Here is a 20278-nt window from a genome sequence, read left to right on the forward strand (position 1 = left end):
TCCCAAGCCCTGCTGTTCAGTGGGGCTTTTTTCTGGCCCGATTATGATAGCGTTACATTACATCGAAGAAGGCGCGCCCTTCCCTCCAGTCGACACTGCATTAGACGAACCTAACGGCCTGCTAGCATTTGGTGGCGACCTCAGTCCTGCACGTTTATTTTCTGCCTACTCACAGGGCATTTTCCCTTGGTTCAGTGATGACGAACCGCTGCTGTGGTGGTCACCCGACCCCAGAGCCATTATTGAACTCGACAATTTTGTCGCATCGAAAAGCCTTAAGAAGCTTGCTCGAAAACAAAAATACACGGTAACGTTAAATTACGCGTTCGACCGAGTAATTGAAGCCTGTTCATCAACCCCTCGTAAAAATCCAAACACAGGTGAACTCAATAGCGAAACATGGATTACCGATGACATGATTGGGGCTTACCGGCAGCTCAATGGTTTGGGTTTAGCACACTCTGTGGAAGTTTGGGACGGCGAAACACTGGTGGGTGGACTATATGGCGTTGGAATTGGCAAGGTATATTGCGGTGAATCGATGTTTCACCGGGAAAGTAATACGTCAAAACTTGCTATGATGGCGTTGGTTGAGCACATGAAGTCTCACGATATGGCCTTTATTGATTGCCAGCTTCCTACCGATCATTTGGCATCCCTTGGTGCGAATGTGTTATCCCGTGAAAACTTTATTGAAAAACTGGAAAACAACAACCACACTTTAACTGAAGACGGTAGGCTGTCAGAAGACTACCTTAATCGTTGGAAGCCAAGAGTGATTACTCCGTGAAGTTTGGTATAACCCAATCATTTTCATGTAGCTATTTGCCCGATGAGCAAGAGCAATTATTAGTATACGCCGAAAACAATGATTTTCAGGCGTGGCGATACTCGCAACTTATTCAAGTGGGATTTCGACGAAGCGGTGAACAAATTTACCGTCCACACTGCCCAGCCTGCAAGGCGTGTAAGTCGGTGCGAATTCCGGTGAATGCTTATACCCCCTCTCGCAGTCAAAAAAGGCTATTAAAGGCCAATCAAGGGTTTCGCGTTCAGCTAGTTAGTGAAACTAAAAGCACATACTACCCGTTGTATGAACGCTACATTACGGAGCGACATGCCGACGGTAGTATGTATCCGCCGTCACGAACCCAGTTCGACAATTTCGTTTTGTGTGATTGGATGACAACCCATTACCTAGAGGCCTATGATGGCGACAAGCTCATTGCAGTGGCTGTAACTGACGTTGTCGATGCTAACGAACATATGGGTGCACTCTCTGCGCTCTACACGTTTTTCGACCCTGACTATGGCTCTGCGTCTTTAGGTACATGGATGATACTCATGCAAATTCAGGAAGCGAGGCGTTTAGGCCACCACTATGTTTATTTGGGCTATTACGTAGAGGGCTGTCAAAAAATGTCTTATAAACACAAATTTTTGCCATTTGAGCAGTTTAGTGACAATGAATGGCATCTATTTAGCAAAAATAGTAAAATACCCACTTAATTGCTTTACACCGAACCCAAGATTGGGTAAGGTCTGCGCGGCAAAAATTTTGAATTACTGAGGTAACTGCTTTACATGGCAAAAGAAGATTGTATTGAAATGGAAGGTACTGTGTTAGACACGCTACCTAACACTATGTTCCGCGTTGAACTAGAAAACGGTCACGTAGTGACTGCACACATCTCTGGTAAAATGCGTAAGAACTATATCCGTATTCTTACTGGCGATAAGGTCACCGTTGAGATGACTCCTTACGATTTGACCAAAGGTCGTATCGTTTATCGCGCAAGATAATGAGCCATTTAAGCGGTAACGCATAAAAAAAGCCCGATTAAGATCGGGCTTTTTCGTATCTGGGTTTTACCTATTTCATCCTCGAAGCGCTATCGCTTAGAATCAAAATTACTAAAGAAGATTTAGCGCTTGATAGACGACATTAGTCTTTCTACCTAGCGCTACTTGCTTTATTACATTAGGTTGGCTCTGCTTCTTCAGACGTTGCACCTACACCTGTGTACTCAAAGGTAAGTTTGTCATCAACGCAGTCTACTTTAACGTTTCCGCCTTTAGATAACTCGCCAAACAATAGCTCGTTCGCCAACTCTTTCTTAAGGTCATCTTTAATGACGCGCGCCATAGGACGTGCTCCCATTGCCTTATCATAGCCTTTCTCAGCCATGTAAGCGCGGGCTGCACTGGTGACCTCTAGCGACACGCCTTTAACGTCAAGCTGTGCCTGAAGCTCAATAATGAACTTGTCTACCACCTGCAAGATGATTTCTGGATCAAGATGATTAAACCAAATAATACCGTCCAGGCGGTTTCTGAATTCAGGTGTAAACACCTTATTGATTTCAGACATCGCATCGTGACTGTGATCTTGCTGCTTAAAGCCAATAGATTTACGTACGGTTTCTTGAACACCTGCGTTGGTGGTCATCACTAACACCACGTTTCTAAAGTCAACCTTACGTCCATTGTTATCAGTGAGCGTACCGTGGTCCATAACCTGAAGAAGAATATTGTAGATATCGCTATGCGCTTTCTCAATTTCATCTAACAGCACTACTGAGTACGGGTTTTTGATTACTGCATCTGTTAACAGACCGCCTTGATCAAAACCAACGTAACCAGGAGGCGCACCAATGAGGCGGCTAACTGCATGACGTTCCATGTACTCAGACATATCAAAACGTACAAGCTCAACACCCATGATTTTAGCCAGCTGTTGGGTTACTTCTGTTTTACCAACACCAGTTGGACCGGCAAATAAGAAGCTACCAATTGGTTTTGCTTCAGCTCCAAGTCCAGAACGTGATAGCAATATAGCGTCATTAAGCGTCTCTATAGCCTTATCCTGACCAAACACGACCATTTTAAGGTTGCGGCCAAGGTTCTTAAGCACCTCTTTGTCAGAAGCCGATACAGACTTCTCAGGGATACGCGCCATTTTTGCAATAATTTGCTCAATGTCGCCCACACCTATCGTTTTTTTGCGCTTAGAAGGCGGCAACAGACGTTGGCTTGCACCCGCCTCATCCATTACATCAATGGCTTTATCTGGAAGGTGACGCTCGTTGATGTATTTAGCCGACAATTCCGCCGCAGCTTGAATCGCTTTTTGTGTGAAACGCACATTGTGGTGCTCTTCGTAGCGACTCTTAAGGCCAAGCAGTATCTTTGTGGTATCGCTGACGCTAGGTTCAGTAACGTCAACTTTCTGGAAACGACGTGCAAGGGCGCGGTCTTTCTCAAAAATACCTTGATACTCTTGATATGTGGTTGAGCCAATACAGCGTAGTTCACCGCTTGATAGCTTAGGCTTAAGTAAATTTGACGCATCCATTACACCGCCCGACGCAGCGCCTGCACCAATAATGGTATGGATTTCATCAATAAACAAAATGGCGTTCTTATCTTTACCAAGCTCTTTCAGAATTGCTTTCAAACGCTTCTCAAAGTCACCACGGTATTTGGTACCAGCAAGAAGGCCACCTAAATCCAGTGAATAAACGGTACTTTCAGCAATAACATCAGGCACGTCTTCGTTAACGATTCTGTATGCAAGACCTTCTGCGATCGCCGTTTTACCTACGCCCGCTTCACCCACAAGCAGCGGGTTGTTTTTGCGACGACGACATAGAATTTGAATAGTGCGCTCTACTTCCGAATCGCGGCCAATCAACGGGTCTATTTTGCCGTCTTTCGCGTGACGATTCAGGTCAGTTGCGTATTTGCTTAATGCTGAGCCACCTTCTTCGCCTGCTTCAGCCTCTTCCGACGCTTCAGGGTTTACGGGCTCATCATCATCCGCTTTGCTTACGCCATGGCTAATGAAGTTCACCACATCCAAGCGCGTTACATCCGCCTTCTTAAGAATATAAACGGCCTGAGACTCTTGCTCGCTGAATATAGCAACAAGTACGTTTGCGCCAGTAACTTCGTCCTTACCAGACGACTGAACGTGAAATACCGCACGCTGCAGCACGCGCTGGAAACCGAGCGTGGGCTGAGTTTCGCGTTCGTTTAACTGGTCATCTAAAATGAGAGGCGTAGTATCTTTAACAAAAGCTAACAGTTCGCTTTTAATTGCCTCAATATCGGCACCACATGCTTTGAGCGCATCGCGAGCAGCTGAGTTATCAAGCAATGCCAACAACAAGTGCTCAACCGTCATAAACTCATGACGATGCTCTCTGGCAAATACAAACGCGTTATTTAACGTTTGTTCTAATTCTTTATTTAACATATTGCTCGCCCTCTACAAAAAACCTTATGCCTGCTCCATCGTGCACATCAACGGGTGCTGATGTTTGCGTGCGTACTGATTAACCTGCATCACTTTTGTCTCTGCTATCTCAGCAGTAAAAATGCCACACACGGCTTTTCCTTGATAATGAACGGTCAGCATAAGTTGGTTGGCTTTCTCAGCGTCCATATTGAAAAACTGCATGAGTACCTCAATGACAAAATCCATCGGTGTATAGTCGTCATTGTTCAACAACACTTTATACATGGGAGGCGGCTGCGGCTTCTGTCGCTGCGCGTCTTTCTGTTTTTCCTTTTCGATACTAATAGCGTTGTCTTTACTCATAACTTAATAATAGTGGTTTAATGGCACATATGTGTACAAACTTTTGGATAAATTTATTCACATTTGCCCTTGACATAATATGGTTAAAAAATCTACATTTTGTATAGTGGTTTTGAGTATTGCACGTTAGCTACGACATAACTTACTGCGTAGCAGCTACAATCAATACTCTTTCCACCGTGTCTCCGGATCTATAATGGGGGCATATACTCGTGAGTTCAAGGATTAAGAGGAAGTCGAAGTATGGCGGTTGGCAAAGTTAAATGGTTTAACAACGCAAAGGGTTTTGGATTTATCGTTCCTGAGGACGGCGGTGAAGATATTTTCGCGCATTACTCTACGATTCAGATGGAAGGCTACCGTTCGCTAAAAGCGGGTCAAGAAGTAACGTTCGAAGTTCAGCAAGGGCCTAAAGGTCTTCACGCTGAGAACATTGGCTTCAAAGAAGAACCAGAGCGTTAAGAAAAGAATTTTCAAAGCCTGACCTTTTGCGTCGGGCTTTTGCTTTTCTTGCCATTCAAAATGTGTAGGTGCAGTAAAGCACCTGTGCGGATAAGTGCGTTTTAATTTTCCCCACAAAAATAAGCATTACGTTATCTTAACGTTGTGTATTAAAGTTGCGTAATAGTTCAAATTAGACAATCAACGAGCTTTTTTCCTGTTCCTTTTATCTCCCGCTTATACATTCGTTTCCATAACATAAGGTATATCGCCCTACCCCTTATTACCCCTTATACCAGTCCGCGTAGACCATTGCCTACTCAGCTAGGTTTAAAATGTTCGTAATCGCCGCGTGTTAGCGCAGGTATAGTGGTTCTACATAAAAAAAGCCCTCTCGTTTGAAGAGAGGGCTTTTAAACGTTGTTTTGAAATAGCTTCTCAGGTTTGAGAGTACTATTCTATGCGCTAGACCTATAAGCCTAACGCATATACACAAAATACTATGCGCCTAAGATAGCTTTTAATGTCTTACTTGGAGACATGGTTGCGAAAAGCTTGTCTTCGTCAGGGTAGTAGTAACCACCAATTTCTTGCGCGCTACCTTGCGTTGCATCAATCTCAGCCAAGATATCGTCAATTTTCGCAGACAACTCTTCATACACTGGCTTAAATTGCGCAGCTAGATCTGCGTCTTCCGTTTGGTTCGCTACTTCTTCAGCCCAGTATAGACCTAGGTAAACATGGCTACCACGGTTGTCCAACTGACCTGCTTTACGAAGCGGAGACTTACCGTTGTTTAGTAGTTTTTCCGTTGCTTTATCAAGTGCAGTAGCAATAACTTTTGCTTTGGTGTTGCTGTGCTTAATAGCAACATCTTCTAACGATACAGCAAGTGCCAGGAATTCACCGAGTGAGTCCCAACGCAAGTGACCTTCTTCAACGAACTGTTGCACGTGCTTAGGTGCACTACCGCCCGCGCCCGTTTCATAAAGGCCACCACCAGCCATCAACGGAACAATTGATAGCATTTTAGCACTGGTACCAAGCTCTAGGATTGGGAACAAATCAGTAAGGTAATCACGAAGTACGTTACCCGTTACTGAAATGGTATCCAGACCGCGAATTGCACGTTCCATGCTGTAGCGAATAGCGCGTACAGGAGACATAATTTGAATGTCTAGACCGTTGGTATCATGGTCTTGTAGGTACTTTTCAACTTTCTTGATAAGTTGCGCATCGTGAGCACGTTCGTCATCTAGCCAGAATACCGCAGGCATACCAGATTGACGTGAACGCGTTACTGCTAGCTTAACCCAATCTTGAATAGGTGCGTCTTTCACCTGACACATACGCCAGATATCACCTTCTTCAACATCGTGAGAGATAAGAACATTGCCGTCTTGGTCAATAATCGACACAGTACCGTCTGCTTCTAGTTCAAACGTTTTGTCGTGTGAACCGTACTCTTCTGCTTTTTGCGCCATTAGACCAACGTTAGGCACTGTACCCATCGTTGTCGGGTCGAATGCACCATGCGTTTTACAGAAGTTGATAACTTCTTGGTAAATGGTTGCATAAGTACTTTCTGGAATAACTGCTTTTGTGTCGTGCGCCTTTCCATCTGGTCCCCACATTTGACCCGAGTTACGGATCATTGCAGGCATAGAGGCATCAACAATTACGTCACTAGGTACGTGAAGGTTCGAGATACCTTTGTCAGAGTTAACCATCGCAATTGGCGGACGGTCGGCATAACATGCGTTGATATCTTTTTGAATTTCAGAGCGTTGGCTCTCAGGTAGGCTTGCAATTTTGTCGTAAACGCTACCAAGACCATTGTTAGGGTTAACCCCTAGCTCTTCAAACAGGTCACCCCATTTGTTGAATAGATCTTTGTAAAATACTTTTACACAGTGACCGAATACGATTGGGTGAGACACCTTCATCATGGTCGCTTTTACGTGTAGTGAGAAAAGAATGCCTGTGTTTTTCGCATCTTCAATTTGCTCTTCGAAGAATTCACACAGCGCTTTTTTGCTCATAAACATGCCGTCGATAACTTCGCCAGCTAGTAAATCTACACGCGGTTTAAGGGTTTTCTTGCTGCCATCTTTACCCGTAAATTCGATGCTAACGTGACCGTCTTTCTCAACTGTCACTGATTTCTCACCAGAGTAGAAATCGCCACCGCGCATGTGCGCTACGTGCGAACGAGAAGCTTGAGACCACTCACCCATTGAATGCGGGTGCTTACGGGCATAGTTCTTCACCGCTGTCGGTGCACGACGGTCCGAGTTACCTTCACGTAGCACAGGGTTTACCGCACTACCTAATACTTTACCGTAACGCTCGCGAATTTCTTCGTCTTCAGCTGTTTTAAGTGAATCAGGGAACGCTGGTACGTTAAAGCCTTTTGCGTTTAATTCTTTGATAGTTGCACGAAGCTGTGGAATTGAGGCACTGATGTTTGGAAGCTTGATGATGTTAGCGTTCGGGTCTTGGGTCATCTCACCCAGTTCAGCTAGCGCGTCTGGCACTCTTTGTTCTTCAGAAAGATACTCAGGGAAATTTGCCAAAACACGTGCAGCAAGTGAAATATCGCTTAGCTCAACGTCGATATCTGCAGCCGCAGCAAACTTCTGGATGATAGGAAGAAGTGAGTAAGTCGCCAGCATTGGCGCTTCATCAGTCTTCGTGTAGATGATCTTAGACTTGGTCATTATATACCTCAATTTTCTCGACAGGGTACTGTCGTCTTTAGTCCATTAGGTCGCAACAACCCGCAACATGTTCATGTCACGCCCACAGTCATTGCGAAACGTATTTGATGTTTTCCACCTTTTGCTTTTATTAAGCACTAGGTCACTTGCTGTTTTCTTCCCTACATATTATTCAATTCCCTATGTTAGCAATATGCATCTCATGACTTTGCACTCGACTACCTAGTCGTACGCAATTTCGAGATACGATGTATAAGCAAGCCCGCTTATCACTGCTAAAACTGTCTAATAATTATGCAGATGCGCTCTCTTATAAAAATGGGAGCGACCATTAGTATAGGGTCGAAAGTTTGAGTTACAAGTCATACCATTGTCTTAACTCATAAGATCACCGAATTTATCGACAAACTTCATTGAGCAAACCACTATTTGCGGTTGATTTTCCCATGCGAAGCATCGTCATTTGTCGTAAAATCCCCCCCGAAATTTTGAATTTAAACAAGCGGAAGTAATATGTCTTCAAACGCTAAAGTGGTGCTTTTTAATAAGCCCTTTCAAGTTCTTTCTCAATTTACTGATGCAGACGGTAGAGAAACCCTAAAGGACTATATTGATGTTCCCGGTGTGTATGCCGCAGGACGACTCGACAGAGATTCGGAAGGTCTTCTCGTACTCACCAATGACGGAAAGCTTCAGCATAAACTTGCTAACCCAAAAGCTAAAACCAGCAAAACCTATTGGGTGCAAGTTGAAGGTATTATGGACGAAAAAGCAATGCAGGCGCTGCGTGACGGCGTAGAATTAAAAGACGGAATGACTCGCCCCGCTAAAGTAAAGGCCATGGAAGCACCTAGCGTGTGGCCGCGGAATCCGCCCGTACGCTTTAGACAGTCGATCCCTACTAGCTGGGTAGAAATTACCATTACAGAAGGCAGAAACAGACAAGTGCGACGTATGACAGCGCACGTCGGCTACCCCACCCTTCGGCTCATCAGATATCGCGTGGGTAATTGGACCATTGATGGTATTGATAATGGCAGCTACGTTCACTTTTAAAGGCAATTCAATTTCTAATACTTGAAATCACCTTCCTTGACCACACTAAAAGAGGCACCGAAACGTTACGGATTTTTAGCGCTGTTAAAAGTTGCTGTTCATCTTTGTATATAGACAATTTTTTACAGCAAAGGCCAATCGCCGCTTGGCACATATTTAATTACTTAATCAGATAAGGATTAAATGTGAATTAGCTATCGGAATCTGATAAAATCCGCGACCTCGAAAACGGGCCGATTTGTAAGTGGCTGATTAGTGGTAATGCCCACTGAGTGGGTAAGCGCCTTAGCATATTTATCAACATGTTAATTGGTGACTGATTTAACAAATACGGTTTCTTTTTATTAATCAAATGAGTGTGCAATCCATAGTGAGTGATATTGAATCTAACGCCAGCAAAAAAGTGATCGTCGGAATGTCCGGCGGTGTCGATTCGTCTGTTTCAGCCTACCTACTCCAACAACAGGGTTATCAGGTTGAAGGTCTTTTCATGAAAAACTGGGAAGAAGATGACAACGATGAATACTGTGCCGCAGCGGAAGATTTAAAAGATGCACAAGCGGTTGCTGACAAACTTGGCATTGAACTGCACACCATTAACTTTGCAGCAGAATACTGGGATAACGTGTTTGAGTATTTCTTAGAGGAATACAAAGCGGGCCGTACGCCAAACCCAGATATTATGTGCAACAAAGAAATTAAGTTTAAAGCGTTTCTTGAATTTGCAGCAGAAGACCTTGGCGCTGACTACATTGCTACTGGTCACTATGTTCGTCGCCGAGAAGTTGACGGTAAATGGCAAATGCTACGCGGTCTTGATAACAACAAAGACCAGAGCTACTTTCTTTACACATTAGGCGGAGAGCATGTTGCAAAAACGCTCTTCCCTGTGGGTGACATCGAAAAACCATTAGTTCGCAAAATTGCCGAGGAGCAAGGTCTTATCACTCATGATAAGAAAGACTCTACCGGGATTTGCTTTATTGGTGAACGCAAATTCAAAGACTTCCTAGCACGTTATCTTCCAGCTCAGCCTGGCGTTATTGAAACAGCGGAAGGCGAAGAAATTGGCCAACACGAAGGCTTGATGTACCACACGCTAGGTCAACGTAAAGGCTTACACATTGGTGGATTAGCCAAATACGGTGACGACCCTTGGTATGTGGTAGATAAAGATGTTGCACGCAACGTACTTATTGTGGGCCAAGGTGCCGACCACCCTCGCCTATACTCGAAAGGCTTGGTAGCAAAGCAGCTACACTGGGTGGATAGAAAAACGATTACAGAGCCTGTGCGCGCGGTAGTTAAAACTCGTTATCGTCAGGCCGATATCCCATGTACAATAACGCCAACTCAAGACGACACCATTGAAGTGATGTTTGATGAGCCGCAGAAGGCGGTAACGCCGGGGCAGTCAGCGGTGTTCTATAGTGACGAAGTTTGCCTTGGCGGCGGTATTATTGAGAGTTATATTCGCTGATGTTAGATACCGACATAGAAAATAACCTAGCTCTTGCTGGTGTATGTCAAGCTGCGGCGCTGGTTCAGCAGCTTGCCAGACGAGGTTCTGCCGATAACGAGGCTATAGAGGCCAGCTTATCGAGCATACTGGTTACTGACCCGGAAACACCTCAACAGGTCTTCGGCCAGCTCGCCAACTTAAAAACCGGTTACACCACACTCGCAGCACAGCTATCTGACAAACAAGCAACAAAAGATACGGAATTAACCCGCTATATAGCTAGTATTCTAGGCCTTGAAAGAAAGCTAGCGAGAAAGCCTAAAGCAATGCAGGAACTGGGCGAACGTATTTCCCATGTTCAGCGCCAGCTTGCTCACATCGATTTCCAAAACCCACAAATAGTCTCCTCTTTAGCGAGCATTTACAGCGATATCATCAGTCCGCTAGCACCGCGTATTCAGGTAGCTGGTAACCCAGATTATTTAAGCCAACCTGCTACTCAGCATAAAGTGCGTGCGCTTTTGCTTGCAGGTGTTAGGGCTGCAGTAATGTGGCGTCAGATGGGTGGAAAACGAAGAAACATTTTATTTAAACGCAAACACATTCTTAACAGTGCTGTTAAAGCACTACGATTAATAAACTAGTGAGGAGCTTAAGGTGGAACTGAGTCAGTTAACTGCAATTTCCCCTGTCGATGGTCGATATGCTGGCAAAAGCGTAGAATTACGCAGTATTTTCAGTGAGTACGGCTTATTAAAATACCGTGTAGAAGTAGAAGTACGTTGGTTACAAATGCTGTCTACTAACCCACAAATTGAAGAAGTTCCTGCTTTTACAGACACGTCAAATGCACTACTAGACAAAATAGTAGCTGAATTTAGTGTTGAAGATGCCATGCGCATTAAAGAAATCGAGCGCACAACAAACCACGATGTGAAAGCGGTTGAATACTTTCTTAAAGAGAAGGTTGCCGACAATAGTGAGCTTTCAGCGGTAAATGAGTTTATCCACTTTGCGTGTACGTCTGAAGACATCAACAACCTTTCACATGGCTTAATGCTTCGCGAAGCCCGCGAGACCGTTATTCTTCCTTACTGTGACAAATTAATTGAAGCGCTAGTAGAGCTTGCTAAGCGCTACCAGAACGTACCTATGATGGCACGTACTCACGGTCAGCCTGCTTCACCTACCACCATGGGTAAAGAAATGGCAAACGTGGCTATTCGCCTAAAGCGTCAGCGTAGCCAAATCGCAGGTGTTGAGTTACTTGGTAAGATTAACGGTGCAGTGGGCAACTACAACGCACACTTGTCAGCGTATAAAGATGTAGATTGGCACGAAGTTTCAGAGAAGTTTGTTACCTCACTAGGTCTAACCTGGAACCCGTTCACTACGCAAATAGAGCCGCATGACTATATTGCAGAAATGTTTGATGCCATTGCGCGCTTTAACACCATCCTTATCGATTTCGATCGTGACGTTTGGGGTTATATTGCACTGGGTCATTTTAAGCAAAAAACGGTAGCTGGCGAAATTGGCTCTTCTACCATGCCACACAAAGTTAACCCTATCGACTTTGAAAACTCGGAAGGTAACTTAGGTCTGGCGAACGCTATTTTTGACCATTTAGCAGCTAAGCTTCCTATCTCTCGCTGGCAGCGTGACCTTACCGACTCAACCGTACTACGTAACCTTGGCGTAGGTGTAGGTTATGCGGTTATTGCGTATCAGGCTACTTTGAAAGGTATCAGCAAGTTAGAAGTTAATGAGCAAAGCTTACTTAACGAGCTAAACAACAACTGGGAACTGCTTGCAGAGCCTATTCAAACTGTTATGCGTCGTTACGGTATTGAAAAGCCATACGAGAAGCTAAAAGAGCTGACCCGTGGTAAGAAAGTAAACGCTGAGGTCATTGCTGAGTTTATTGATAACCTAGCTATGCCAGAAGCGGCCAAAGCAGAGCTTAAGGCATTAACGCCTGCTACATACATTGGTGATGCAATCAGGCTTGTAGATCAGTTATAAGCCCTTACGCTTTCCACTACACTGAAAAACGCGGTCATTAGTACCGCGTTTTTTTATTCCTAAATTTCTCTACATTGAATTTTCACCTACGCATGGGAGCAAGCAAATGGATTTACGCAACACGAACCACACTCCTTTCTCATTGCAGGAAAAACACTGTGTTGTACTTTCCCCCACGGTTTCGAAGGAGTTAAGTCCAACGCTAGAAAACAAAAGTAGTGCCGCGAATTTAAAAAGCTGTATAAAAAATGCCGTCGTCATTTTTTGTGACCTATCAGGCTTCCAACAACTCTCAGTTAAATATGGCGACATTACATGCGCCAGACTTGTAGATAGCCTGTTTTCTGAATTCGATGTGCTTGCCGCTGATTTACACCTTTCGCCATTAAAAACAAACGGCGATCAATATATTGCGGTTGGTTTTAGCGGCGAACACAGTAGTACAACACACTCGCTTTTGAACGCTCTGGTGAACGCCATCGAATTCGCATTTCGCGCTCGCGAGCTTGTAAATAGCAACGACCTTTTAACATCATCTTCAAGCCAACTGCGAGTCGGCATTGCGACAGGCTCTTTACTTGCCGGCCAATCTGCTCGCCCGCTTGCAGGCTTTGATATTTGGGGGACTACGGTAAATAGGGCTGCAATGTTAGAGCAATACACAGCACCTAATACAATTGCTATTTGTGAGAAGTCTTACAGCCTGGTTAAACGACAGATTATTCATCGCTCTAGCGCGAGTGCGAATAACCCTTGTTCCTTTAATACGTACTTCACTTGTGGTTCAAATATAAACGCTAACACCGAGCTTTCAACGCGTGAACACGACAAGCGGAAACTCAGTGAGTCAAAAATGTGTGGCGAAAATCGCAAAGAAACCACATTCCTACCAAAACAGCTGCACACGAAAACAATGCTAATGAGCGCATACGTTTGCTAACTCCTGTCTAGCGCATCTGATAACCACCCATGTCATGTAAACATTGAGCTAAAAAGCACGTGATTTCTAAGTTAGATGAATTACACCTGCAGTAACTCGCCGCGAGTACGAACATGTTAAGTTTCGCTGAGTGGGTAATTATCTATGCGAACCGTTATGAATTCGGCTCTCCCTACTGAATCAGGTGAAGCAAATGCAAGGTAGCAATAAACGTTTCAATAATCGATAATGCCGCCCAAAAACTTCGACCTTGCTTTTGACAAAGTGCTAACGCTTACCGCATATTTGTAACGCCACGCACAATACTTAAATCAACAGATTAAACCCATTTAATTGGCTTACTATAAGAGACACTATGCCCACTAACGACAATTCGTACATTATTGATGCACAATCTGGAAACGGCTTTAATGCAGAAACCTTTCTAAAAAACTACTGGCAGCAAAAGCCGGTAGTCATCAAACACTTCTTTGACAACTTTGTAGATCCTATCGATGAGAACGATCTTGCCGGTCTAGCACAAGAATCGGAAGTGGATGCACGTATTATTAGCAACGTGAAAGGCAGCTGGCATGTTGAACAAGGGCCAATTACCGATTTTGACAAAGCATGTCATGGCAAATGGACATTACTAGTTCAAGGCGTAGATAAATATGTGCCCGACGTAACCCCTCTACTAGATCCCTTTTCTTTTATCCCTAATTGGCGATTGGACGACCTGATGGTGAGCTTCGCCACCAATGGTGCAGGCGTTGGTGCTCACATCGACCAATATGATGTATTTTTAGTTCAAGGTAAGGGCCGAAGACGCTGGCGTGTGGGCAAGCCGGCGGACTATAAAGAAGTTTTTCCACACCCAAAATTAAGACAAATTGAAGGCTTCGACCCTGTTATAGATGTTGTGGTTGAGCCTGGCGATGTGGTGTACGTACCACCGGGCTGGCCTCATGATGGAGCGACAATTGAAGATAGCCTCACCTACTCTGTGGGTTATCGTGCTCCGGACAATCTGCAACTAGCGGAAAGCCTGGCTATGATGTTGGATAAAGGCGCACATAATTATCGCTTTACCGATGCAAGCCGCTCTATGCAAAGCAGTCGTGCTTGGGTAAATCCAAGCGATGTTGCCTTTCTTAAGCAGCAGCTCATAGATGCGATAAACGGTGAAGACTTTACTTTGGCACTTCTAGAAGCCATGAGTGAACAAGGCATTGCTGAATATCCGCTAGAAAATGAAGTATCGTTAGAGCAAATTTCCAATGAATTTGCTGCAGGCATTAGCTTTGTTCCTGCACCTGGTGTGCGCGCATTAATTTGCGATGGCAAGCGTGGCCTTCCTCGCGCACTTTATGTCAATGGTAGCCAATTCGCATTTGGTAAAAATGACCAAGAATGGTTTGAAGTGCTGGCATCAGGAGGCGTTTTGAACGCAACGTGTTGCCAAGACGCGCCTTCTTTTACATTTTTAGAAACCTTAACTACACTTATCAATAATGGTTACTGGGAATGGTTCGAAGGTTAACAGGTAAGTATGGCGTTTACGATACAAAACGTCGATTGGGAAAAGGATAAACATCGACTGAAAGCACTAAGGGAACATGTATTTGTTTTAGAGTGGCGCGTCCCCGAGGCAAGCGAGTTCGACGAACACGACAGCTCGGCGTGCCATGTGCTTATCGTCAATGATGAAAACGAACCCATTGCCACTGGGCGCTTAACCAAACGAGGTGAACTAGGCCGAATTGCTGTTAAGCGCTGCCACAGAACATTGCCTGTTTATCGCGCTTTGTTTGAAGCGCTGATTAACACGGCAAAGCAAAACAACGTCCCCATTATCAAAGTAGTCTGCAATTTAGAAAGCGTGTCCTATCACCAATCCATTGGTTTTATTCCCGACGGGCAAGTATTTATGGACGCAGGCGTTCCAAGACAGCGCCTAAAATGTCCGGCAGAGCGATTTCCTCTTCCGGACGTGACTCAACTTCATTAAGCTATGTATTTACAAACCGTCTCACTAATACAGGCTATTGCCTGGAATTAGTTCCAAAGATCTGGCGCGTTCTGCATGGCAAACAAGCTTTCAGCACGATTAATTAGTAAAGCACCAAACGCCTTTTGGGTATCGTCTGCGCCCTCTGCATTAATAAGGTTTTCTGCTTTCAACTGCCAATGCATAGCAAAGTGACGCAGTACGTCCTTGGCGTCTTTGGCGTTATCGACTGATGTGTAATCAGAAGGTAAATCACCACTAATAACCCAATAGCGTTTACTGTCCATTGCTCTAATTTTCCAAACTGCAAGGTACGGCATTAAATAACGACTTTCTTCGGTAATAACAGAATCAAACAACACGCCATTTTCCGCTAAAAATTTGTTTGCCTTTTGAAACTGCTCTCGCACCCATGTTGCGCGTTCTTCATCACTGATTGGTTGGTTTTCTGGTTGTTCTGCCATTTTTACTCTCATTATTATCGTTATCTGTTCTTACTAGTACTGCTACTTGATACCCATGTCTCAGTTACCTTCTAGGCAGTTTTGCCACTATTTCGTAGCGTACGCCTTTTTTATCTTTGTACTTTATTTCATCCCTGCTTTCCACCGCAATTAGGGCATTGTGCCCACCGAAGGTGTTAACCGCTTACTTATTCGACAATCTTTAAGAATACCCAACACCCAGTTATTCAAAGATCGGGCACAAACATTTACATTTTTCATATTGGCAAATGTGCATCTTTGGGCGAAACTGCGAGATGAAAACTTCACCAAGCCGAGTGTTTATACATGCGAATAGTAAGACTTACCCTTGGAGCAATCTTGTTTATCGGCGGTATTGTTCTAACATTACTTCCGGGCTCTATCTTGTTAGTGATAGGCGGTTTAGTGCTCTTAAGTTACGACTGGCCAAAAGCGCGAAGCTGGCTCAAATACAGCCAAAAAACAATGACGAATGGTGCCCGTAGAATTGATCGTTTTCTTCTTATGCGAAAGCTGCGTTAATTGTTTTTGTTCTAACAGGTGTGCTTTTAGAAAGTTGAGCACGCCATAACGCACAGTGCGTTTCGCCTCCCTCTTCATCTCTCACCACTTTGTCGCAAAGTGTTAGCAATTAAACTTATGTAAATGCGTAATGATGCAATGCGTGTTAACGTAATCTAAAGTATAAATTGCGAAGCCTTTAACAATAATAATAGTGGCAATTATCTGAGCATGCTCAGCATCTTAGATAGTTCGTATCATCAGGCAATGTAACCGTATCGATATGATTTTGTGCAATGCGTTGACCCCGCATTGCGCTGCTTGGGTAGGCCAGATTTAAACAATCTGGTCCAAGTCATATCTTTCGCTTACCTATGGAGACAAGACCATGATCACGTTTACCGTTAATGGTAACAAACACGAATTTTCTGGTGACCCATCAACACCAGTGTTGTGGTACCTTCGTGACGAATTAAATCTTACAGGACCTAAGTTTGGCTGTGGTATGGCGCAATGTGGCGCTTGTACTGTTCACATTGATGGCATGGCACAACGCTCTTGCGTATTGCCTGTATCAGCCGTTCAAGGCAGAAAAATTACCACTATTGAAGGGCTAAGCGAAAATGGCGATCACCCTGTCCAAAAAGCGTGGGTAGAACATAAAGTACCACAATGTGGTTTCTGTCAATGTGGGCAAATCATGCAAGCTGCCAGTCTATTATCAACCAACCCAACGCCAAGTGACGAAGAAATTGTTGAGAATATGTCGGGCAACATCTGTCGTTGCGGCACGTACCCTCGCATTCACAAGGCCATTAAGTCTGCGTCGAAATCAATAAGCAGCAACGCTGGCGTTAGCTACTTTGACCCAACCCAAGCGGGAGAAGAAGCATGAGTGAGAATACCTATTTTGATATGAATCGCCGCAGTTTCTTAAAATCGACAGCAGCGGCGGGTGCACTGGTTCTTGGTACCTATTTTATGGGTGGTGCACCTCGCGCCATGGCTGGCGTATTAGCAAAGCCGGCGGAAAACGCAAAGCGCGCAAACTTGTTCATTGCACTTCGCCCTGACGGCATGGTTGAAGTAACGTGTCACCGCAGCGAAATGGGTCAACAGATCCGAACCGCCATTGCGCAAATTGTAGCTGACGAGATGGAAGCTGCGTGGGACAAAGTCATTGTTATTCAAGGCAAAGGCGACCCCAAATACGGTGACCAAAACACCGATGGCTCGCGTAGTATCCGCTTCAATATGCAGCGTCTTCGAGAAATGGGCTCAAGCGTGCGTTATATGATGCAACATGCAGCAGCTAAGCGTTGGGGTGTTGAGCCAAGTACCTGTGTTGCCGAGCAGCATGTGGTAACACACACTTCAGGTAAAACGCTTGCTTATAAAGACTTAATAGACGATGCATTAACCATTACGCCGCCAGAAGCAGATAAGCTTAAGCTTAAAGAAAGGAAAGAATGGCGTTACATCAATACCGGTATGGCGCATATCGACCTTCAAGATATCGTTACCGGTAAAGCAACCTTCGCCGCCGACGTGCGCGAGCCAAAAGCACTTGTTGCTATAATCGAACGCCCACCTGTAGTGGGCGGTAAGGTGAAAAGCTTCAATGCAGATAAAGCAAAAGCGGTTAATGGCGTTGTTGATGTAATTGAAATTCCAGCGCCAAAAGGTGCGCCTCAGTTCCAACCAAAAGGTGGGCTAGCCATTATAGCTAACAACACATGGGCAGCATGGCAAGGCCGCAAAGCGTTAGACGTCACCTGGGACGATGGCGCAAATGGCGACTATAACTCAGCGAACTTTAAAGAGCAGTTGCTTAACACAGTAAATGCACCTCAAGCGCTTGTTAGAGAAAAAGGCGATGCGTTGAGCGTTTTAGAAAAAGCCAGCGACAAGCTGGTTGCTGACTATTACGTGCCGCATTTAGCACAAGCCCCAATGGAGCCACCATGTGCTACTGCCATGTACTATAAAGATCGCGTTGACGTATGGGCAGCAACACAAAATCCGCAGGCTGATATGGAAACCGTGGGCGCTATGGTTGGCATGGACAAAGAAAAAATCAATGTTCACGTTACCATGCTAGGTGGTGCTTTCGGGCGTAAGTCTAAGCCTGACTTTTCAGCGGAAGCAGCATTCCTATCAATGAAAACGGGCAAGCCAATTCGCGTTCAATGGACACGTGAAGATGATATTCAGCACGGTTTCTATCACGCGGTTTCCGCTCAACATGTTGAAGCTGCACTTGATGAAAACGGTAAAATTGACGCTTATCTTCACAGAACCGCGTTTTCACCTATTGCCTCTACGTTCCAAGAGGGCGCGAACGCACCCTTTAGCTTTGAGTTAGATTTGGGCTTTACGGATAACCCTATTCTTACGCCCAACATGAAGTTAGAGCGCGGTGAAGCGCCAGCCAAAGCCCGTATTGGATGGATGCGTTCAGTATCGAACATCTTCCACGCGTTTGCTGTACAGTCGTTTATTAATGAAGCAGCCCACAAAGCAGGCAAAGACCCTAAAAATTACCTATTGGAAGTAATTGGTCCTGATAGAATTATTGATGTGACGGATCAAAAAGCCGAATATCAAAACTATTGGGGTGATAAGTCGGTTTATCCTTTGGATACAGGCCGTCTTCGTAATGTAATTGAGAAAGTATCTGACATGGCAGGCTGGGGCCGCAACATGCCTAAAGGCCGCGGACTGGGTATTGCTGCGCACCGTAGCTTTTTAACTTACGTTGCTACTGTGGTTGAAGTTGAGGTGTCTGACGCTGGCGATCTTAGCGTGATTAAATCATGGGTAGCTATTGATGCAGGTACTGTAGTTAACACCGATACGGTTAAAAACCAAACCCAAGGCGGCTCGGTTTACGGTATAACAACAGCAATCAGTGACGGTATAACGTTTGATAAAGGGCGTGTACAGCAGAGTAACTTCCACAACTACCGTGTACCACGCATGAGCGATTCACCACTAGAGGTAGAAGTTGAAGTAATTGAAAGCGATGCGCCGCCAGCAGGTGTAGGTGAACCTGCAACCCCCGTGTATGCGCCAGCGCTGTGCAATGCCATTTTTGCTGCATGCGGTAAGCGTATTCGCCAGCTACCTATTGGTAACCAGCTTAAAGCGTAAGCATTCTATAGATTCGGCTTAATCGCTGGTTTGATGAATAAATACTAACGCTATTTAAGACAGGCAATCATATCAAAAAGGGTTAACACACAGTGTTAACCCTTTTTTTATGGATGTATGCTGTATTCGGGTGTGTCTCAATAGTAGCGAAAAAGCGAATTGCTTTATGAATAATAGAAAAGACTATATAAGTTATAGATACTTAGGCAAAAACACGCTATCGAGATAACAACGCAAGCAACAAAAAGGTGAATAAATACACCATAACTTGCATAGGCGAAAACTGCACATATCAGACCAATAGTGAATTCAACCAGCGCAGCTTCACAGAACGTTCTGATGTTACTGATTACAGGTTGTGCAAAAAACTTAAATTTATAAGCCATCGTAGTTTCCCTCCCTGCCTCATGCATACTGCTAGCCAAACGTTATTTACAATAGCACACTAATCCAACCGGACATAATTTAACCAAGTAATATAAGAAGGTCTTGAGTTTTATTGCACATCAAAAAGGCGAAAAAACCTAGTCATTAGCATATTCGCCATTTCCAACTAACTAAGCCATTGCTTAAGAGCAGCAAACAACCATTAGAGACAAAAAAGGAGGCCAACATGACCTCCTTTTATTCAAACTGTAAATCAACCTGTAACCTTACAATTAAAAGGAAAACACTTTCAGTGTTTGACGGTTAATTCCCGCCTTATTCTAATAGGTTATTCTTACTCGTAGTTGCGTTCCATCCACATTAACTGCATTTTAAGCTCGTTAATTTCTTTTTGCGCTTCCGCCAACTGCTCTACCACAGAGCGTGATTGCATAACGTTTTCTTCGGAAGTATTTACTGAAACTGCGCTGTCATTATGTGCCATGAGAATTCAACCAAGTTAATTATTAATCAAA

19 protein-coding genes are annotated in these 20278 nt (G+C 44.5%); 14 read left to right on the plus strand and 5 right to left on the minus strand.

The genetic code is table 11. The features are described 5' to 3' along the window. Positions 1-43: 43 nt before the first annotated feature. The 3 genes from aat to infA all read left to right on the plus strand — a co-directional run bounded on the left by aat (position 44) and on the right by infA (position 1803). Positions 44-790 (plus strand): leucyl/phenylalanyl-tRNA--protein transferase, encoded by a 747-nt coding sequence (gene aat / locus QVA83_RS03755; protein WP_061486964.1) that lies wholly within the window; start codon positions 44-46, stop codon positions 788-790. Next, positions 787-1509, plus strand: coding sequence for an arginyltransferase (locus tag QVA83_RS03760; RefSeq protein WP_069944251.1), 723 nt, complete (start codon positions 787-789; stop codon positions 1507-1509). The genes aat and QVA83_RS03760 overlap by 4 nt, the downstream gene beginning before the upstream one ends. 75 nt (positions 1510-1584) lie before the next feature. Next, the gene (gene infA, locus QVA83_RS03765; protein ID WP_014949333.1) at positions 1585-1803 is read left to right on the plus strand and encodes a translation initiation factor IF-1; all 219 of its coding nucleotides are present in this window, start codon (positions 1585-1587) and stop codon (positions 1801-1803) included. Positions 1804-1981: 178 nt separating this feature from the next. Here infA and clpA read toward each other — a convergent pair whose 3' ends face one another. Both clpA and clpS read right to left on the minus strand, forming a co-directional pair. Beyond that, on the minus strand, positions 1982-4258 hold the full coding sequence (gene clpA, locus QVA83_RS03770) for an ATP-dependent Clp protease ATP-binding subunit ClpA (protein ID WP_014949332.1): 2277 nt from the start codon (positions 4256-4258) through the stop codon (positions 1982-1984). A 24-nt stretch (positions 4259-4282) separates the two neighbouring features. Beyond that, a complete protein-coding gene (gene clpS, locus QVA83_RS03775; protein WP_014949331.1) occupies positions 4283-4603 on the minus strand; it encodes an ATP-dependent Clp protease adapter ClpS in 321 nt (106 codons plus the stop codon). 243 nt (positions 4604-4846) lie between these two features. Here clpS and cspD point away from each other — a divergent pair, with 243 nt between their 5' ends. After that, entirely contained in the window at positions 4847-5065 is a 219-nt protein-coding gene (gene cspD, locus QVA83_RS03780) for a cold shock domain-containing protein CspD (protein WP_014949330.1), read from the plus strand. A 479-nt stretch (positions 5066-5544) separates the two neighbouring features. On the opposite strand, the gene QVA83_RS03785 is transcribed toward cspD, so the two are convergent. After that, positions 5545-7764, minus strand: coding sequence for an NADP-dependent isocitrate dehydrogenase (locus tag QVA83_RS03785; protein WP_069944212.1), 2220 nt, complete (start codon positions 7762-7764; stop codon positions 5545-5547). A gap of 513 nt (positions 7765-8277) precedes the next feature. On the opposite strand from QVA83_RS03785, the gene QVA83_RS03790 reads away from it, so the two are divergent. The 7 genes from QVA83_RS03790 to QVA83_RS03820 all read left to right on the plus strand — a co-directional run bounded on the left by QVA83_RS03790 (position 8278) and on the right by QVA83_RS03820 (position 15237). Further along, positions 8278-8820 (plus strand): rRNA large subunit pseudouridine synthase E, encoded by a 543-nt coding sequence (locus QVA83_RS03790; protein ID WP_014976399.1) that lies wholly within the window; start codon positions 8278-8280, stop codon positions 8818-8820. Between the two features lie 352 nt (positions 8821-9172). Continuing rightward, positions 9173-10300 (plus strand): tRNA 2-thiouridine(34) synthase MnmA, encoded by a 1128-nt coding sequence (mnmA, locus tag QVA83_RS03795; RefSeq protein WP_139125421.1) that lies wholly within the window; start codon positions 9173-9175, stop codon positions 10298-10300. After that, positions 10300-10926, plus strand: coding sequence for a high frequency lysogenization protein HflD (gene hflD / locus QVA83_RS03800; RefSeq protein ID WP_014949326.1), 627 nt, complete (start codon positions 10300-10302; stop codon positions 10924-10926). The genes mnmA and hflD overlap by 1 nt, the downstream gene beginning before the upstream one ends. Before the next feature lie 13 nt (positions 10927-10939). After that, complete coding sequence (gene purB, locus QVA83_RS03805) at positions 10940-12307, plus strand: adenylosuccinate lyase (RefSeq protein ID WP_069944210.1); 1368 nt, start codon at positions 10940-10942, stop codon at positions 12305-12307. A 106-nt stretch (positions 12308-12413) separates the two neighbouring features. After that, entirely contained in the window at positions 12414-13247 is an 834-nt protein-coding gene (locus QVA83_RS03810; protein WP_069944209.1) for an adenylate/guanylate cyclase domain-containing protein, read from the plus strand. A gap of 355 nt (positions 13248-13602) precedes the next feature. Then, positions 13603-14769, plus strand: a complete 1167-nt coding sequence (locus QVA83_RS03815) for a cupin domain-containing protein (protein ID WP_156078305.1) — start codon at positions 13603-13605, stop codon at positions 14767-14769. Positions 14770-14778: 9 nt separating this feature from the next. After that, complete coding sequence (locus QVA83_RS03820) at positions 14779-15237, plus strand: GNAT family N-acetyltransferase (RefSeq protein ID WP_014949322.1); 459 nt, start codon at positions 14779-14781, stop codon at positions 15235-15237. 47 nt (positions 15238-15284) lie between these two features. Here the strand turns inward: QVA83_RS03820 and QVA83_RS03825 are convergent, their stop codons facing one another. After that, on the minus strand, positions 15285-15701 hold the full coding sequence (locus QVA83_RS03825) for a DUF4826 family protein (protein WP_014949321.1): 417 nt from the start codon (positions 15699-15701) through the stop codon (positions 15285-15287). A 327-nt stretch (positions 15702-16028) separates the two neighbouring features. On the opposite strand from QVA83_RS03825, the gene QVA83_RS03830 reads away from it, so the two are divergent. The 3 genes from QVA83_RS03830 to QVA83_RS03840 all read left to right on the plus strand — a co-directional run bounded on the left by QVA83_RS03830 (position 16029) and on the right by QVA83_RS03840 (position 19376). After that, a complete protein-coding gene (locus QVA83_RS03830; RefSeq protein WP_014949320.1) occupies positions 16029-16244 on the plus strand; it encodes a PGPGW domain-containing protein in 216 nt (71 codons plus the stop codon). A gap of 367 nt (positions 16245-16611) precedes the next feature. Next, positions 16612-17118: a (2Fe-2S)-binding protein gene (locus QVA83_RS03835; RefSeq protein WP_069944206.1), complete on the plus strand. Its 507-nt coding sequence runs from the start codon at positions 16612-16614 to the stop codon at positions 17116-17118. Beyond that, the gene (locus QVA83_RS03840; protein WP_156078304.1) at positions 17115-19376 is read left to right on the plus strand and encodes a molybdopterin cofactor-binding domain-containing protein; all 2262 of its coding nucleotides are present in this window, start codon (positions 17115-17117) and stop codon (positions 19374-19376) included. The genes QVA83_RS03835 and QVA83_RS03840 overlap by 4 nt, the downstream gene beginning before the upstream one ends. 721 nt (positions 19377-20097) lie before the next feature. Here the strand turns inward: QVA83_RS03840 and QVA83_RS03845 are convergent. Then, positions 20098-20247 carry a hypothetical protein gene (locus QVA83_RS03845; protein ID WP_155279892.1) on the minus strand — a complete coding sequence of 50 codons (150 nt, stop codon included), beginning with the start codon at positions 20245-20247 and terminating at the stop codon, positions 20098-20100. Between the last annotated feature and the right edge of the window lie 31 nt (positions 20248-20278).

Source organism: Alteromonas sp. AO-Serp, assembly GCF_017849675.1.
Classification (GTDB): domain Bacteria; phylum Pseudomonadota; class Gammaproteobacteria; order Enterobacterales; family Alteromonadaceae; genus Alteromonas; species Alteromonas macleodii.

Excerpts from the sequence above, each read along its gene's own strand:
- aat (WP_061486964.1), top strand. The coding sequence starts at position 44 with ATGATAGCGTTACATTACATCGAAGAAGGCGCGCCCTTCCCTCCAGTC.
- infA (WP_014949333.1), top strand. The coding sequence starts at position 1,585 with ATGGCAAAAGAAGATTGTATTGAAATGGAAGGTACTGTGTTAGACACG.
- clpA (WP_014949332.1), bottom strand. The coding sequence starts at position 4,258 with ATGTTAAATAAAGAATTAGAACAAACGTTAAATAACGCGTTTGTATTT.
- clpS (WP_014949331.1), bottom strand. The coding sequence starts at position 4,603 with ATGAGTAAAGACAACGCTATTAGTATCGAAAAGGAAAAACAGAAAGAC.
- cspD (WP_014949330.1), top strand. The coding sequence starts at position 4,847 with ATGGCGGTTGGCAAAGTTAAATGGTTTAACAACGCAAAGGGTTTTGGA.
- QVA83_RS03785 (WP_069944212.1), bottom strand. The coding sequence starts at position 7,764 with ATGACCAAGTCTAAGATCATCTACACGAAGACTGATGAAGCGCCAATG.
- QVA83_RS03790 (WP_014976399.1), top strand. The coding sequence starts at position 8,278 with ATGTCTTCAAACGCTAAAGTGGTGCTTTTTAATAAGCCCTTTCAAGTT.
- mnmA (WP_139125421.1), top strand. The coding sequence starts at position 9,173 with ATGAGTGTGCAATCCATAGTGAGTGATATTGAATCTAACGCCAGCAAA.
- hflD (WP_014949326.1), top strand. The coding sequence starts at position 10,300 with ATGTTAGATACCGACATAGAAAATAACCTAGCTCTTGCTGGTGTATGT.
- QVA83_RS03810 (WP_069944209.1), top strand. The coding sequence starts at position 12,414 with ATGGATTTACGCAACACGAACCACACTCCTTTCTCATTGCAGGAAAAA.
- QVA83_RS03815 (WP_156078305.1), top strand. The coding sequence starts at position 13,603 with ATGCCCACTAACGACAATTCGTACATTATTGATGCACAATCTGGAAAC.
- QVA83_RS03820 (WP_014949322.1), top strand. The coding sequence starts at position 14,779 with ATGGCGTTTACGATACAAAACGTCGATTGGGAAAAGGATAAACATCGA.
- QVA83_RS03825 (WP_014949321.1), bottom strand. The coding sequence starts at position 15,701 with ATGGCAGAACAACCAGAAAACCAACCAATCAGTGATGAAGAACGCGCA.
- QVA83_RS03830 (WP_014949320.1), top strand. The coding sequence starts at position 16,029 with ATGCGAATAGTAAGACTTACCCTTGGAGCAATCTTGTTTATCGGCGGT.
- QVA83_RS03835 (WP_069944206.1), top strand. The coding sequence starts at position 16,612 with ATGATCACGTTTACCGTTAATGGTAACAAACACGAATTTTCTGGTGAC.
- QVA83_RS03840 (WP_156078304.1), top strand. The coding sequence starts at position 17,115 with ATGAGTGAGAATACCTATTTTGATATGAATCGCCGCAGTTTCTTAAAA.
- QVA83_RS03845 (WP_155279892.1), bottom strand. The coding sequence starts at position 20,247 with ATGGCACATAATGACAGCGCAGTTTCAGTAAATACTTCCGAAGAAAAC.